The sequence below is a fragment of the Acinetobacter gandensis genome (assembly GCF_001678755.1).
In the GTDB taxonomy this organism is placed as follows: domain Bacteria; phylum Pseudomonadota; class Gammaproteobacteria; order Pseudomonadales; family Moraxellaceae; genus Acinetobacter; species Acinetobacter gandensis.
This window is the reverse complement of record NZ_LZDS01000025.1, coordinates 116802-132579: the sequence shown is the minus strand read 5'-3', so window position 1 is coordinate 132579 and position 15778 is coordinate 116802. Positions and strand designations below refer to the sequence as shown.

The 15778-nt window shown below is 38.7% G+C and carries 11 protein-coding genes; 7 read left to right on the top strand and 4 right to left on the bottom strand.

Features of this window, described 5'->3' with window-relative positions:
- Positions 1–42: 42 nt before the first annotated feature.
- From A9J31_RS09210 to yccS, 4 genes are all read right to left on the bottom strand, one after another.
- Positions 43–813, bottom strand: a complete 771-nt coding sequence (locus A9J31_RS09210; RefSeq protein WP_067764529.1) for a YdcF family protein — start codon at positions 811–813, stop codon at positions 43–45.
- A 137-nt stretch (positions 814–950) separates the two neighbouring features.
- Positions 951–3614, bottom strand: coding sequence for a PepSY domain-containing protein (locus tag A9J31_RS09205; RefSeq protein ID WP_067764526.1), 2664 nt, complete (start codon positions 3612–3614; stop codon positions 951–953).
- A gap of 190 nt (positions 3615–3804) precedes the next feature.
- The gene (locus A9J31_RS09200; RefSeq protein WP_067764524.1) at positions 3805–4365 is read right to left on the bottom strand and encodes a YcxB family protein; all 561 of its coding nucleotides are present in this window, start codon (positions 4363–4365) and stop codon (positions 3805–3807) included.
- An 85-nt stretch (positions 4366–4450) separates the two neighbouring features.
- A complete protein-coding gene (gene yccS, locus A9J31_RS09195; RefSeq protein WP_067764521.1) occupies positions 4451–6619 on the bottom strand; it encodes a YccS family putative transporter in 2169 nt (722 codons plus the stop codon).
- A gap of 134 nt (positions 6620–6753) precedes the next feature.
- Between yccS and A9J31_RS09190 the strand changes: the two genes are divergently transcribed.
- From A9J31_RS09190 to A9J31_RS09165, 7 genes are all read left to right on the top strand, one after another.
- Complete coding sequence (locus A9J31_RS09190; RefSeq protein WP_067765018.1) at positions 6754–7956, top strand: multidrug effflux MFS transporter; 1203 nt, start codon at positions 6754–6756, stop codon at positions 7954–7956.
- Positions 7957–8396: 440 nt separating this feature from the next.
- Entirely contained in the window at positions 8397–9674 is a 1278-nt protein-coding gene (locus A9J31_RS09185; protein ID WP_067764518.1) for a DcaP family trimeric outer membrane transporter, read from the top strand.
- A gap of 631 nt (positions 9675–10305) precedes the next feature.
- Complete coding sequence (gene gltS / locus A9J31_RS09180) at positions 10306–11547, top strand: sodium/glutamate symporter (protein ID WP_067764515.1); 1242 nt, start codon at positions 10306–10308, stop codon at positions 11545–11547.
- Positions 11548–11610: 63 nt separating this feature from the next.
- Entirely contained in the window at positions 11611–13086 is a 1476-nt protein-coding gene (locus tag A9J31_RS09175; protein WP_067764506.1) for an alanine/glycine:cation symporter family protein, read from the top strand.
- Between the two features lie 247 nt (positions 13087–13333).
- Positions 13334–14326, top strand: coding sequence for a patatin-like phospholipase family protein (locus A9J31_RS09170; RefSeq protein ID WP_067764503.1), 993 nt, complete (start codon positions 13334–13336; stop codon positions 14324–14326).
- Positions 14327–14692: 366 nt separating this feature from the next.
- On the top strand, positions 14693–14869 hold the full coding sequence (locus tag A9J31_RS15710; protein WP_167348721.1) for a hypothetical protein: 177 nt from the start codon (positions 14693–14695) through the stop codon (positions 14867–14869).
- Between the two features lie 302 nt (positions 14870–15171).
- A complete protein-coding gene (locus tag A9J31_RS09165) occupies positions 15172–15693 on the top strand; it encodes an acyl-CoA thioesterase (RefSeq protein WP_067764501.1) in 522 nt (173 codons plus the stop codon).
- Positions 15694–15778 lie beyond the last annotated feature (85 nt).

The window sequence follows — 15778 nt, the reverse complement described above, 5'->3', positions numbered from 1 at the left end:
TTTCATCTTCGACCGTGTATATCTCTATAAATACACGGTTTTTTAGTATTCATTTAACAACCAGCCACTAATGAATGCAAAATATTCACGTAGCCATGCGTTATAGCGTATGTAAAGTGGTGTAGGCGCACTGATAGGGTAAATGTTTGAATAACCTATGTTTGCTGCAATTGCTTGTGCACGTGGTAAGTGAAAATCACTAGTAGCAATTGCAATTGGAGCATTTAGCGGAATATCTAACTGTTCTAATATCACTTTAGTATTGATTAAATTTAGCTCAGTACTTGTGCTATGGGTTTCTTGATAAATTTTATTGCTAACTTGAGGGTGGTATGTGTGTATGTAGCGTTGCATGACATCCGCTTCAGTAATGTTTTCATTAAAGCCTAATCCACCAGTCATGATGATGGCCGCTTGTGGTTGAGTGACTGCCACCCGAGCTGCCGCATCAAGACGAGCTTTTAGCGTAGGTGAGGGTTGTCCATTTTCAATACCACTGCCCAGTACTACGATTGCTTGTACTTGAGCTACGGAATTATTTTTATGATTATTGAAATGTAGATAGGTAAAGAAAAGGAATAAGCTAAATAGCCATACCCAAAATATATTCCAACAAACACGATAAAGCACTTTAATGTAGGGATAGCGATTTAAAAGCTTTTGAATTGGTGCAGAAAAGCAGCTACAGGTGAGAAAAAAAATGCCAATGATTAGCGGGAGTACAATGCCAAGATTTATCTTGTCCTGTGCCAATAACCAAGTAGCATCCGCGCAGAGTAGGGTGCCAAATATAATTAACAAGATTTTTTTCATTTAAATCGTACATTTTTTACTTGTCGCTAGTTTAGTCACTTTTATTGAAAAGCTGAATATAGAACTGCGCATATAAAAAACCAGACATGGCGTCTGGTTTTTTGAGGAAGATTAAATGACGATCTTAAAGAGCAGTCTTAGTAAACGTCACGGCGATAACGACCTTCGCTACGCATTTTCTCAACTGTATCTTCACCTAGAATATCAATCAGGGCATGATCAACATCAGTTGCCATACCTTGAATGCTACCGCACACATAGATGACAGCACCTTGTTTTTCCCATGCACGTAAACGTTCTGCTTGCTCACGCAGCTTATGATGCACATAGATTTTTTCTTGCTGATCGCGAGAGAAAGTTAAATCGATGTGCTGCACAAAGCCTGTGGTCTGCCACGCTTCGATGACATCTTGATAGAAGAAGTCATGCGCACGTTGGCGTTCACCAAAGATTAACCAGTTTTGGGTGTAGTCTTGGCGGACACGTGAGTGGAGTAGACTCATTAGACCAGCAATACCTGTACCATTACCAATACAAATCACTGGTCGATTGTCATCAATGATGTGGAATGATGCATTGGTACGAATGCGAAGCTGTATAGGAGTATTTAGTGGTGCGTGTGCAGTCAACCAACCTGAACCTAGTCCTAATTCACCTTGCGCATTAGATTGCTGACGTACCACAAGGCGTAAAACTTGTTGACTTGGAATGCTGGCAATTGAGTACTCACGCGACGGTAGCGTCGGGAGTTGTTCCAGTAAATGATCTAAATTGGCAAATGGCTCAATTTCAACAGTTAAATCTTTATCCCAAAGGGCTTGTTCAATTGTTTGCTGAGTTGAATCGACCAATTGTTTTGCTGGAATATGCTGTTGCTGCATAAAGTGTTGAATACGTTCAGGGCTGTTGCCTGGTTGAATTTCTGCAATATCACCTGCTTGCCAGTTTGCTTCATGTTGCGCTTTTAATTCGATATTGAATGCTGGCGCACCTAAACTATTTGGATTAAGTAAACTACGTTGGGTTAAAGTCCAAGTGTCGAAGGTTTTGATAATATTCATTGCTTGCAGTTCAAGCTTTGATGCTTTTGCTAGTGCCGCATTCCACGCTTCAATGGCATTGGTGTCTGCATTATTTACTTCTATGGTTTTGAAAAGTGCTTGAGCACCATTTTTCGTCATCCAAGCCGCAATCGCATGACCAAAACTACAGTATGTATCTGGATACTCTTGAGAGCCAAGCGCGAGTACTGCAAATTGAATATGTTTCAAATCTAGCGTTAAACGCATAAATTTTCGTTCAAAACTGCTGGCTAAATCAGGTGCTTCACCTGTGCCATAAGTACTTGCAACAAACAACACTTGATGCGCCTGTTGTAAGTCTTCTGTACTTAATTGCTGAACAGCTTTAACACTCACAGGTTGACGCGCTTCTTGTAGGCTCGTTGCTGTACGCCAAGCCAATTGCTCTGAAAGCCCAGTTTGGGTGGCATAGCAAATTAACCAAGGTTTAGCATTTGGATCAACACTAAGCGGTGCTAAGCTTGCTTTTGCTGCTTGAGTCAGTTTTTTCTGCTTGCGACGTTTTAAATACAGCATCCAACCTGTTACAAAGAACAGTGGCATAAGCAATGAGGCTACCATTGCAAAGAATTGGTAAATTGGACCGAAGAAGCTACCACGGTGTACAGGCAGCATGCTGCTCATGATTTTTTCATTGAGCTTTTTGTCTTCATACAACTCAACATCATTCAGTGATGAAGTTTGGTAGTTATAGGTTGCTTTGTTACGTGCGCGTTCATGTTGTGGAACAGCATCTACAAAGTTAATTTCTAATTCGCCATTGGCTTTTTTTGGAATATTAAAGGTAACTGATGAATATTCACGGCCAATTTTTTGATTAAAACCTGCCCAACTTTGGCTTAAGGCAATATTAATTTGTTCAGGTTTTAAACCTTCTTTTTTGCCATGACTCTCACCACGATGTTCTGCGTCTTGTCGCGTTTGACCTTGGTTATTTCCGTCGCCACGCATATGTTGTTCACCACGCCCAGCATCTTTTTTCTCAGAGCCTTGGCTATTAGTAGGATCTTTTTTAGCACCCTGATTTACTTGTAATTGAGGCTGCGGACGTTCAACTCCTAATACTTTGAACATGCCATTACGCCACCAGTCATATGACCAATACAAGCCTGTACATGCTAAAACAAGGTAGAAAATAATGACCCATGTTCCTACAACAGCATGCAAATCCCAAATGAAATTACGACCCTTAAGCTTGGGTTTAACTGCGAGCCATTGTTTTATTGAATGCTTTTTAGGCCAGCGTAAGTATAAGCCACTGAGTACAAAGAAAATCAAAATAAGCGTACATGCACCTGTAATTTGCTTACCAATAGGGCCGACAGTTAAGTTACGGTGTAATTGTTGAACAAATTGAAAGAAGGCTTGTCCTTTTATTTCGGGTAAAACCTCAGCGGTGTAGGGGTTGACCATCATGTTATAGCCACGACGAGCCCCTTCTTTCACAATATTTACTGTGCTTGAAGCTGTAGGGTCTTGTGCAAGTGTAATACTATTAATTTTCATTTCAGGGTTCGTTTGACTGAAATGTTGATAGAGCTGGGCAGGGCTGAGTTTTGATTTTTGTTCAGCAACAACCGTATAACTGTCCTGATTGATGGCTTTTAATATTTGCTGTTCATAAGAATAAATTGCGCCAGTTACGCCCATAAGTGAGAGTATTAAACCAGCGGTAATTCCAAAGAACCAATGAAGTTGGAAAAAGGTCTTTTTTAGCATGATGGAGAGTATATGAATATACGGTGGCTGAATTGCGACGAATTATAAACGATGATTTGGCAGAGAATGTGGATTTTGTAATTAATATTCATTCTCATTATTGTAAATTTCAATAAAGTTTTGAATAAATTGCATAAAAAAACCTCCATGAATGGAGGTTTTCTATATCAGCAAATTTCGGTTTAATTCATTAAACAGATTTAGCTGGGCCAACAGATTCGTTCAAGTGCTTGCGAATGGTTGCAAAAGGAAACTTTTTGCTGTCCATGCGTTTCGGTAAAATATACGCACCATCTTGACCTTTAACTTTGAAGTTTAAAAGGATGAAGTCGGCAGTATCGTACCATTCATGAATATCTTTCCAACCGACAGTCATCGTACCCATGTTAGTACCCATACGTTGCTGCATAGAGATACCATGTGGTTGTACACCCATACGGATGCCTTTGATTTCTTGTACAGGCACTTCACTGAGTTTGCGTTTTGCATACCATTCAATGCCGAATTTACGCACTAGGAAGTAAATCACAACACAGACAATCGCTACCCAGCAAAATACGGTTGAGTAGTTTTTGATAAAGATCAGTCCAAGTACTGCAAGTGCGATAATAGCACCCATGATGAGCCACGCTTTTTGGCCAATTTTGAAATTGCTGCGCGAAAGAACAAGTTGCGCATAACGCTGTTCTTCTTCAGAAATTTCATAAGCTACTGGCTCTAGCGTATAGGCATATAAATTTTTTGCGGTCATAGTCAAAGTAACAGATTTAAAACTGTAAAAAGTTTAGCATTATTTATACCAATTCAGTGAGTATATTGTTCCAAAATCATCCAAATTATAAGGATGCCAATTCAGTCGATGCTTGATCATGCTCATGACTCAAATTTTGCTTTAACTGACTGAATTGATTCAACACACTAAACATCAATGAAAGTTGTTGTAACACAATTAAAGACTTTTGATCATCATCATTATTTTGCGATAAGCGCTGACGAATCTCTTGCAGCATGTTTTGTGAACTCAAGTCCGGTACTTCATCACGTAATAAAGCACCTTGAATATCTTCTAATGCTTTATCTAATAAGTTTAAGACTTGCTGATCTGAAATCTTATCACGGTGTGCGCCCAGTGCAGCAATATAGCTAATAAAGGTATGGTTTAAGCATAAGAACTCAAAAGCTAAGGCTTTTTGGGCAGGGTCAAAGTCTGGTTCAGTGGCTAAAGTTGAAATAAGTGAAGCCACATCTGCATCAGTATTATGTGCAGCACGACGCACGATACGATAATTTAGACCATTGTTACGTCCAGATTTATATTGCTCAACCACTTCTGCCAAGTAGTTACATTGGGCTTGAATAGAACGACTAATGGTGCGCGGTAAACGGCGAAATTTCCAATCGGGGAAAATAAAACTCACGCCTAACCATGCCAATGCACAGCCTATAAGGGTATCAATCATACGTGGTATGGCAGCTGCAAAGCCCATTCCATCGAGGTTGAAGTTAATGAGCGCTAGAATAGTAATAAATGCAGTTGCTTGAGCATATTGCTTACTCCGTAATTCAAAAAACAGTACGCCACTTAGGATAAGCAGTAGGAGTTGCCCCTCAACTGAAGGCACAAAATACAAAATCGCGTAGCCAACTGTAATACCAACCAACGTTCCGACAATGCGCAAATATAAACGACGTTTGGTGGCGTTAAAGTTAGGCTGACTCACAAAAAGCGCAGTGAGTAAAATCCAATATCCATAAGTGATATCGGTAGTTTGTACAAAAATGTAGCCTACGAACAGCACAATCGAAAGTCTTACTGCATGACGAAACAATACGGATTCAGGACTGAGATGCTGTTTAAAACGCACCACGATGTCGTCCCAACCTTTTAGATCATCATCTTTTAAACGACTTTCAATAATGGCTTGTTTGTCGATATAGCGCTCAGTTTCGACATTACGTAGTTGAGCGTCAATGGCTTTTAAATTTTGGTATAACGAAAACAGTGAGTTTACCCAGACTTCATCGTATTGTTGTTCTTGGCGCAGCTTTTCGAGCGAGAGTTTCAGGTTATGAAAGGCGTGCTTGAAGCGTTTATTATGATGATAAGGTTTTCGTTGTAAGATACTGATACTTAAATCTTTACACGCTTTACCTTGGATTGAAAGTACACGTTGAAAGCGGAATAAAATATCACTATGTTCAAAAATCCGGGTCAGCTTTTGATAGTCAATATGTGCTGAATCGGCACGTTCATGAATGTCTTGAGCAACAAAATAATATTGCAGGCTACGTCGGGTATCTTTTTGTCCACGGTCACCTTTTAAACGGGTGAGTAGGGCGGTTTTCATGTCGTTGAAGATGCCAATCAGCTTGCCATTTTCAAGTGACAATTCAATCATGCTTTGTTGATAACTTTCAGGTGTCATATCAACATCAAACAAGTTCGATTTAGCAAACAAGAAATCACCTAAAGATGAATAACTTTGCGCTAATTTATCTTGCACTTGGCGTACAGGGAAAAGTAAAAAACTAATCGTTGAAAGTAAGCCGTACCAGATAGCACCAATGACGAGTAAGCCTGCTTGGGTATACCAGTTATCAAATAACTCAACACCGAGCATAGAATAAACTGCAATCACTAAGCAACCATAGGAAATGGTGGCATAACGTCGACCGAGTGAACCAAGCAAAATCCAACCGAGGCAAGAGACAATTAAACCAATGGCAAACAGCACCGGATGTGGAAATAGCACATAGATTGAAACAGCGGTGATAAAGAAACCAATATAGGTATAAATTTGGTTCATGATGCGCACAGAGAAGCGATCATCGATATCACTAAGACCTGCTGCAACCACACCCAAAGTAAGCGGAATGGTCATCAGTTGCTGATCAAGATAATAGGGAACAAAGGCAGTACCTGCGAAGGCAATGATCATGCGCAGGTTATACATAAAGGTCGTGTTATATGTCGCTTGTGTCAGACGTGCAAGCCAGGCGTTCAAAATATTTCCTTTACAAAAGCTTATTGCTAAAAGAGATTTGTATCGTGTGAATTTTCACTTAGATGCTAAGAAATAATACTATGTGCAGTGTAAACTTGTCTGCAAAACTTGCTGTCCATCTACGAAATATTATTATGCCAATAACACCTGAAAAAAAGGACTTTTCCCAGCGCTGGATTTTACTTCTAGCGTTGTTAACAGCATTGGGTCCATTATCCATTGATATGTATTTGCCTGCTTTACCACAAATGGCTGATGATTTTGATGTTTCAACGCAGCAAGTGGCCAATAGTGTGCCTGCATATTTTTTAGGGCTTGCCATTGGTCAGTTAATTTATGGCCCTGTCAGTGATCGTATTGGGCGTAAAACCCCACTGTATTTCGGTTTGGTTTTGTATATTGCTGCGAGTTTTCTTTGCATATTTGCAGATAGCGAATGGAGTTTAATCGCAGCGCGAATCGTTCAGGCATTGGGTGGATGTGTGGGCGTAGTAATTGCTCGTGCGGCCATACGTGATCGTCTGAGTATGCAAGCCTCAGCACAAGCTTTTGCCAGTATGATGATTGTCACCACGATAGCGCCAATTATTGCGCCAACCTTGGGCGCTTGGGTACTAAGAGTATTTGAGTGGCAGTATATTTTTGCACTGTTAATGCTGGTGGGGGTAATTTGTCTGGGCTGTGTACATTTTTTCTTTGAAGAAACACTGCCTGTTGAGCGCCGTCTAAAATTAAATTTCAAACAAATTATCAGCTTATACAGTGCAATTTTTCAAGATGATAGCTTTAGAAAACCGATGTTAGCAGGGTGTTTTTCAGGTGCAGTATTGTTTTGTTATATCAGTGGTGCATCTGCCATTTTGATGGATGAATATGGCTTTAGTCAGCAAAACTTCGCCTATATCTTTGGTGGAAATGCCCTAGGGATCATGTTGTTTTCAACTTTAAACAAGAAATTGGCGAACCGTTTTAATGTGCTTCAACGTTTACAGTTTGGCAATATCATCCAATTGATAGGCGTCATGGTGTTGTTAGTGTTAGCTATTATGCAACAAGTGTCTTTATATGGAGTGCTATTTGGCATGTTTTTATGTGTTGCATCTATTGGTTTTACCGGACCAAATGCAATGGCTTTAGCAATGTCTGAGCAGGGCGCACGCGCAGGAACAGCGAGTGCAATCATGGGGAGTGCTCAATTTGCATGCGGTTTACTTGGTGGGGCTTTACTAAGTGTGCTTATTTGGCAGCCATTACTGAATATGGCAATCATCATGCTCTTGTTTGTTGGGGCTGCTATGTACTCAATTCAGCAGTTAAAAGCGAGTATTCAAGCTTAAATTTAATGGTATTTTCTAAATTGTCATGCAGATATGACTATTTAATATAACTAATATGGATTGGTATGTAATACGCTATATATAAATTAAGGTAGACATTAGTTGCAGCACGGTTGCACTAGATGTCGGAAATCTATAATTTATTAAATACTTTCAGGGTATGTTTTTATACTTAAAAGGTATTTTATGTGGTGTTTTTGGTCATATGATTGGGGGCGAGCGGACTGTCCGTGACTTGTTCTACCAGCAATATCAATAGATTATTATGAGGAATGTCAGTAGTTAACAATGCTTTTCACCTTTGTGTGTCATTGAATTTTTATTCACTGCGACTAAAGCACAGATAGGCAGTTTGATTATTGTCCGCTCAAATAAAGCACAGCATAAAGTACCCATAGAAGGGGCTTAAAAAACAATGATAGGACGAAAGAGAGCTTAGAATGAAAATTCAAACTGTATTCCACCCAATGAAAACGCTTGTTGTTGCAATGAGCTTAGCAACAGTGTCAATGGCACATGCAGCAAGCAGCACTTCAGAGATTGAGCAACTTCGTGCAGAAGTTGCTGAACTTAAAAGTCTGATTAAAGCACAGCAACAAGTTCAAACTCAGCAACAGGCAGAAATTCAGCAAGTAAAAGCACGTCCTACTCCACCGCCACCACCTGCTGCATCTTTAGCTGGTTTCAAATCAAAAGCTGGTGCTGATGTAAATCTTTATGGTTTTGTTCGTGGCGATGCGAACTATATCATTGAAGGTGCGGATAACGACTTCAACAATGTACACACGTCTAAAGAAGAGGCACGTGACAAATTACGCGCAACTGCTAAAACGACGCGTTTTGGTTTGGACTTTAGTGCACCAGTTGGTGCAGACAACAAAGTTGGCGGTAAAATTGAAGTCGACTTTGCAGATGGTAATGGTTCAAATGATGGCTTACGTTTACGTCATGGTTATTTAACTTATAACGATTGGTTGTTTGGTCAAACAACGTCTAACTTCCTTTCTAGCCATGCGCCTGAAATGATTGACTTCTCTACGAACGTAGGTGGTGGTACTACACGTATCCCTCAAGTGCGTTACAACGTAAAACTTGCACCGCAAACACAATTATTTGTTTCTGCTGAAGAAGGTGACAGTAAAGCAACAGCTACGGGTGATCTTTCTTACCGCGTACCAAATATCACTGCAAAATTGACTCAAGGTTTTGCTGATGGCAAGGGTACAGCATCTGCACGTGCATTAGTCGAAAATTATAAATCGAAAGCTGCAGATGATACTGAAACAGGTTTCGGTATTGCAGCTGGTGCAAGCTATGCAGTAACTGATCAGTTGAAATTGAACGGTGACGTTTCATATGCTGAAGGTAACAGCAACTACTTATATGGCGCAAACAGTGCTTATTCTGTAGTTGACGGCAATATTGAACAAAATAAGTTTACTGCGGTACAAGTAGGCGCCACTTATAAGTTCAATGAAAAACTACGTTCAACTTTAGCGTACGGCGCATTGTTTGCTGATGATGGCAGTGCGTATGCAAATGCTGTGGCAAATGCCAACGCAAACGAAGAAGTTCAACAAGCGTGGATTAACTTTATCTATGCACCAGTTAAACCAGTTGAATTAGGTGTTGAGTATATCAACGGTAAGCGTAAAGCATTTGATGGTAACTCGTACAATGATGACCGTGTAGGCTTAATGGCTAAATACAGCTTCTAAGACGAAAATGATCGTTATTAAAAAAGCCTGACGTTGTTCAGGCTTTTTTATTTGGATTCGCAAATTTTTAAACTTTATGGATAGGGTATAGGAATTTCCTATTCACTACTGCACAAAGGCTTTAGAGTAAAATTTGATTAAAAGGTATTCAAGTAAATTAACTGAATGGTAAAAAAAAGCAGCAATATTCAATTTTTTTATATTTTGTATAGATTAAAAAAAGGTGTATATTCACGTAAAAACAAATAGATATAACTTTAAATTATAGTAAATAAAACTTTTTGTAATTAAAATTAATGAAATTTATCTGTTCTCCACGCATAATGTGCGACTTTTCTAATCAGCATTCGATTTATTTATTTTATCTATGATGGGAATGCTGTTGTAAGTATCGGTTTAGTTAGAATGAACTACTTTTATGGATTTGTTTTGTCGAATTGAGTTTTCACTTTTTTAAACTCAGACATACATATTTGAATCAGATGATGAATATTTATGATTGGCATTTAATAGGCTGCAAGCTTGATTTATTGGTTAAAATTACAAATTGGAATTGTATTTTAGGTAATAAAAGCTACTAATTTCTATTAAGTGGACTAATAAATATTCAAACCATTTTGGACAAATTATTATGGAATTTAGCTTTAACGCATTTTATACCTTAATTGCGGCGGTGATCGTTCTTTTATTAGGACGTTTTCTTGTAAAGAAAATCAGTTTTTTGAGTCGTTACAACATTCCTGAACCTGTAGCTGGTGGTTTGGTTGCTGCAATAATCTCACTGGTGGTACATAGCATTTGGGGTTATAGCATCACTACGAGTAGTGAATTACAAACCAGTTTCATGTTGATTTTCTTCGCATCCATTGGTTTAAGCGCAAACTTTGCCAAATTGAAAGAGGGAGGAATTGGTCTTGTCATTTTCCTCGTAGCCGTTGCTTCTTTCATTGTTGTGCAGGATGTTGTTGGTATCAGTCTTGCGACTTTATTAGGTATTGATCCACTGATTGGTTTAATTGCAGGTTCAATTACTTTAACAGGTGGACATGGTACAGCAGGGGCTTGGGGTGAAATTCTTGAAGTTGAACATGGTATACAAGGTGCATTAGCCTTGGGTATGGCGAGTGCAACTTTTGGTTTAATCATTGGTGGTATTATTGGTGGGCCATTAGCTAAGTTGCTAATTAATCGCTATAGCCTAGCAACTCCGCGCACGAATGAGCAAATTGAGCGTAGTGATAACACACCATTAGCTGATATTAATTCAACAGAATATGTACCTTTTGAATATCCACATCGTGTTCGTTTAATTACCGCAGATAATGCAATTACGACTTTGGGTTTATTTGCTGGCTGTTTAGCGTTTGCTGATTTTATGACGGCTTTCAGTAAAGGTACGATGTTTGAATTACCAACATTTGTGTGGGCTTTAGCTGGCGGTGTCATTTTACGTAATGTATTGGAAGGTATTTTCCGCGTACAAATTTTTGATCGTGCAATTGACGTATTTGGTAATGCTTCATTATCACTTTACTTAGCAATGGCGCTATTATCGTTAAAATTATGGCAGCTATCAGATCTTGCAGGACCATTAGTTGTCATTCTGGGTGCGCAAACATTAACAATGGCATTGTATGCTGCATTTATCACTTTCCGTGTAATGGGCAAAAATTATGATGCTGCGGTTTTAGCGGCAGGTCACTGCGGTTTTGGTATGGGTGCAACACCTACCGCCGTTGCAAATATGCAAGCCATTACCAATATGTATGGCCCATCTCATAAGGCTTTCTTAATCGTACCTCTATGCGGTGCATTTTTTGTTGATTTGATTAACGCGACAGTTATTCAATTAATTCTTAAATTTTTTGCTTAATTTAGAAAGGCTCTTCAAAAAAGAGCCTTTCATAGTTTTGACCATTTAAAACTAGGGTTGAATATGAATGAACAATTAAATGAAACCCTGTTGGGGTGGATTAAAATTTTTAATGACCCACTTTGGGATTTCCTTGTTGTCTTCTTGGTTGCTGTCGGTATTTTTTATACGGTAGTAACAGGTGCAGTCCAGATTCGCCTATTCATTCACAGTATGAAAGTGATGAAGTCTAGCCGAAAGGAAGGCGATGATGATCATGGTATTACACCATTTCAAGCTTTTGTAACGGGTCTTGCAAGTCGTGTCGGTGTAGGTAATGTGGCCGGTGTTGCAATTGCAATTGCTATTGGTGGGCCTGGTGCAGTCTTTTGGATGTGGATGACGGCATTCTTAGGGATGAGTTCAGCATTTGTTGAATCTTCTCTAGCTCAACTTTTTAAAGTGCGTGATACTCAAAATCAGCAATTCCGCGGTGGACCAGCTTATTACATTACCCAAGGCTTAAAACAAAAATGGTTGGGTGTGGTATTTGCGATTGCCCTGATTTCAACTTATGGCTTTGTGTTTAATGCAGTACAAGCCAATGCCATTACGGGTGCAACGTCACATGCTTGGGGTTGGGATAAAGCCAATCTAGTATTGAGTTTGGGCAGTTTTAGTTTTGAAATTTCATGGGTAGGGTTATTCCTTGTTTTTATAACAGCGCTGATTATTTTTGGTGGTATTAAGCGTATTGCAAAAGTGGCAGAACGTTTTGTTCCATTTATGGCATTACTTTATTTGGCAGTCGCGCTCTATATCGCTTTTGCTAACTTTGCAATCTTGCCTGATATCTTCCAGTTAATATTCAGCAAAGCATTTGAGTTTGATGCGGCAGCAGGTGGTTTCTTCGGTGCTATGGTTTCTATGGCGATGATGCAAGGCATTAAGCGTGGATTATTCTCAAACGAAGCGGGTATGGGGTCTGCTCCGAATGCTGCGGCAGCATCGGATGTTAAACATCCTGTAAACCAAGGCTTGGTACAAATGTTGGGTGTATTTGTAGATACCTTCGTGGTGTGTACTTGTACCGCTATTATTATTTTGGCATCAGGTTTATACGAAAATGCTGGATTTGAAGGCGTTGCACTCACTCAGATGGCACTTGAAAGCCAAATCGGTGCTTGGGGCGATGACTTCCTAGCAATTATTCTATTCTTATTTGCTTATTCATCAGTGATTGGTAACTATGCTTATGCAGAAGGTAACGTCCAGTTCATCAATAACAATCCCAAAGTCATGTTCGTGTTCCGAGTGTTTGTATTAATGATGGTTTATCTAGGCTCAGTTATGAGTGTGCCAGTGATTTGGAATTTGGCAGACTTATTTATGGGTGTGATGGCGAGTATTAACCTATTCGCTATATTGTTGCTGACACCTTTCCTTTTGATGTTGTTAAAAGACTACACATCACAGTTAAAGAGTGGCGTGAAAGAGCCCGTGTTTAAGTTAGATAAACATCCAAAATATAAAGATAAAGTGAATTCTAATATTTGGTAATCCTGTTCTCATCAATAAAAGAAGCTGCTATTTATAGCGGCTTCTTTTTTATCAGTACTGAATTGATTTTGTATCAATTGGCACACCGTAACTTCACCGAAGAGCGCGCGAGTCAATGTTTAATAGTTAAGGTTTCGATATAATAAATGCAGTTTGGCTATTACCGAATTATAACAGTGGTTTCAAAACCGAGTGTTTAGACTACGTCTTTCCTTAAATCTTGAGTTCGAATTTGGAAAATCTCCCCATGAAAAGTAGAAGCATTTTGATTGCATCGGTAATCCTTGCCATTACAGGCTGTCAGAGTGTTCCCTCTAAACCGCTTAATGCTCAACACATTACTGAAATTCCAAAATACAACGCTGCACCTGCACAAGTTTCGGCAAATCGTATTGATTTCAATAAAGTGAAAAAGCAAGAAAAGCGCCCGATTGTTGCTTTGGTTTTGGGAAGCGGTGGTGCACGTGGTTATGCGCATATTGGGGCGATTCAGGTACTTGAACAACAAGGCATCAAGCCAGATTTTATTGTCGGTACAAGTGCAGGAAGCATTGTGGGTTCATTGTATGCGTCAGGAAAAAATGCAGCAGAACTTCGAAAAATTGCCTTAGATTTAAAAGCCAATGATGTACGTGATATTCGATTAGACATGAAAGGCTTTTTTGATGGTAAAAAAGTTGAAGACTTCATTAATCAGCAAGTTGAAGATGTGCCTTTAGAACTCCTTAAAACACCAATGTATGTTGTTGCAACAGAATTAAAAGACGGCAAAAAAGTTGTTTTTAATTATGGCAATACAGGGCAGGCGGTGCGTGCATCTGTGTCTATACCCAGTATGTTTATTCCCACTATAATAGAAAAAACGGAATATGTGGATGGTGGCTTGGTTAGCCCTGTACCCGTGGATGTAGCACGTGAGCTAGGGGCGGATATCATAATTGCAGTTGATATCTTAGCGCGGCCGATACATACAGAAACTTCAAATGTATGGGGATTGTTTAACCAAAATATTAATATTATGCAAAATCGATTGGCGCAAGAAGAACTTAAACGTGCCGATATTGTGATTCAGCCTGATTTACGTGAAAAAGCACATATCTTTGATGTAAAGGGCCGTGAGGCGACAATGCAAGCGGGTGAGGAAGCGACTTTTGAAAAGCTTTCTGACATTTCAAGGGTATATGCACAGCATAAATATAGTTCAGGTCATAATATTCATTATATGGCGGCACAAGATTAGTCAGCTCATTTGAACATATATTGCTGGCCTCTATTTTTTATGTAGAAATAGGGGCTTTTATTTCTACATAAAATCCAGTTATTGATTCAATAGTGATCGATAAAAGCTTAATCACTTATCGTAAATAGATATTATTTTATTGAATAAATTGTATTTATATTAAACAAAATATTCATTTGTAAAATTAATTTATTGATATTTATTAAAAAATAATAACTAATTGGTTTTAACTGTATACTTATATTATATATCTATATTACCCTTTTTATTCATATATTTAAGTTTACCGAGTGTTTTAAAGTGTTTAGACTTCCTACATTATATTAATACTTTAAATCAATAACTCTTTTATAGGGGGAAATGTAGATGCAAATGCTTCAGGTAGGACAAAAAGTTAAGCTTGCTATGATGGAAAACAGTGTATTTATCATCACTCAAGTGAAGATTGATAATACTTATACTGTTGAAAGTACTCAAGACGGTGGTCAAAAAACTAGTTATGACAATGTATCATTCGAGATGTTAAAAGTCTTAGCGGATTAAATCATTGTGGTTAAAATCATTTCACCATAAAAATACTGACTGACGATCACCATTGCTAAAATGCAGATTGCTCATCGCTAAGTAAATCTGTATACAGGTGTTTATACAAATTATATCAATACAGTTTAAAAGTGACGGTAATATCGGCTTTTATTTGTGTTGATATATATTTTACTGAATGATGGCATGATCACTATAAATAATAATGATGGTTTTTTTGCCGAATTGAACATTTAATTTGCATTTAAATCTATATAATAATCACATTAATCATTGTTATATCACGAGTCTAGAGAAACAAGATGTCCCCATTAGATCAAATTGCGAATGCACTAGACGACCAGTCCGAATTATCGATGTCAGTCCTCATGACGCCTGACATGGCCAATTTCTCTGGAAATGTGCATGGTGGAACAATTTTAAAATTGCTAGACCAAGTAGCGTATGCATGCGCAAGTCGTTATTCAGGTAGCTATGTGGTGACCTTATCTGTAGATAAAGTTAATTTTAAAGAGCCTATTCATGTCGGTGAATTAGTAACTTTCCTTGCAAGTGTGAACCATGTTGGTCGTACTTCTATGGAAATTGGTATTCGTGTCGAAGCACAAAATATTCAAAAGCGTACTGTTCGCCATACCAATAGCTGTTACTTCACTATGGTTGCCGTTGATGAGCAAGGTAAGCCGAAGCAAATTCCACCATTAAATTTAGATAATGACTGGAAGCGTTGCCGTTTTGAAGCTGCAGAGCATCGTAAAGTTGCACGTTTACAGGAAAATCATCATCCTTCATGCAGTATTTATAAGAAAACGCCACAAAGCTAAGTGGCGACTTCTGTTTAAAAAAAGATCACTTATGTGGTCTTTTTTTTTCATTCAGATAGTGAATTTTATCCACAATAAATCCCGA

What these genes read in the sequence shown, in the direction of transcription:
- A9J31_RS09210 (WP_067764529.1), bottom strand. Translation starts at nt 813, where the DNA reads ATGAAAAAAATCTTGTTAATTATATTTGGCACCCTACTCTGCGCGGAT.
- A9J31_RS09205 (WP_067764526.1), bottom strand. Translation starts at nt 3,614, where the DNA reads ATGCTAAAAAAGACCTTTTTCCAACTTCATTGGTTCTTTGGAATTACC.
- A9J31_RS09200 (WP_067764524.1), bottom strand. Translation starts at nt 4,365, where the DNA reads ATGACCGCAAAAAATTTATATGCCTATACGCTAGAGCCAGTAGCTTAT.
- A9J31_RS09190 (WP_067765018.1), top strand. Translation starts at nt 6,754, where the DNA reads ATGCCAATAACACCTGAAAAAAAGGACTTTTCCCAGCGCTGGATTTTA.
- A9J31_RS09185 (WP_067764518.1), top strand. Translation starts at nt 8,397, where the DNA reads ATGAAAATTCAAACTGTATTCCACCCAATGAAAACGCTTGTTGTTGCA.
- gltS (WP_067764515.1), top strand. Translation starts at nt 10,306, where the DNA reads ATGGAATTTAGCTTTAACGCATTTTATACCTTAATTGCGGCGGTGATC.
- A9J31_RS09175 (WP_067764506.1), top strand. Translation starts at nt 11,611, where the DNA reads ATGAATGAACAATTAAATGAAACCCTGTTGGGGTGGATTAAAATTTTT.
- A9J31_RS09170 (WP_067764503.1), top strand. Translation starts at nt 13,334, where the DNA reads ATGAAAAGTAGAAGCATTTTGATTGCATCGGTAATCCTTGCCATTACA.
- A9J31_RS15710 (WP_167348721.1), top strand. Translation starts at nt 14,693, where the DNA reads ATGCAAATGCTTCAGGTAGGACAAAAAGTTAAGCTTGCTATGATGGAA.
- A9J31_RS09165 (WP_067764501.1), top strand. Translation starts at nt 15,172, where the DNA reads ATGTCCCCATTAGATCAAATTGCGAATGCACTAGACGACCAGTCCGAA.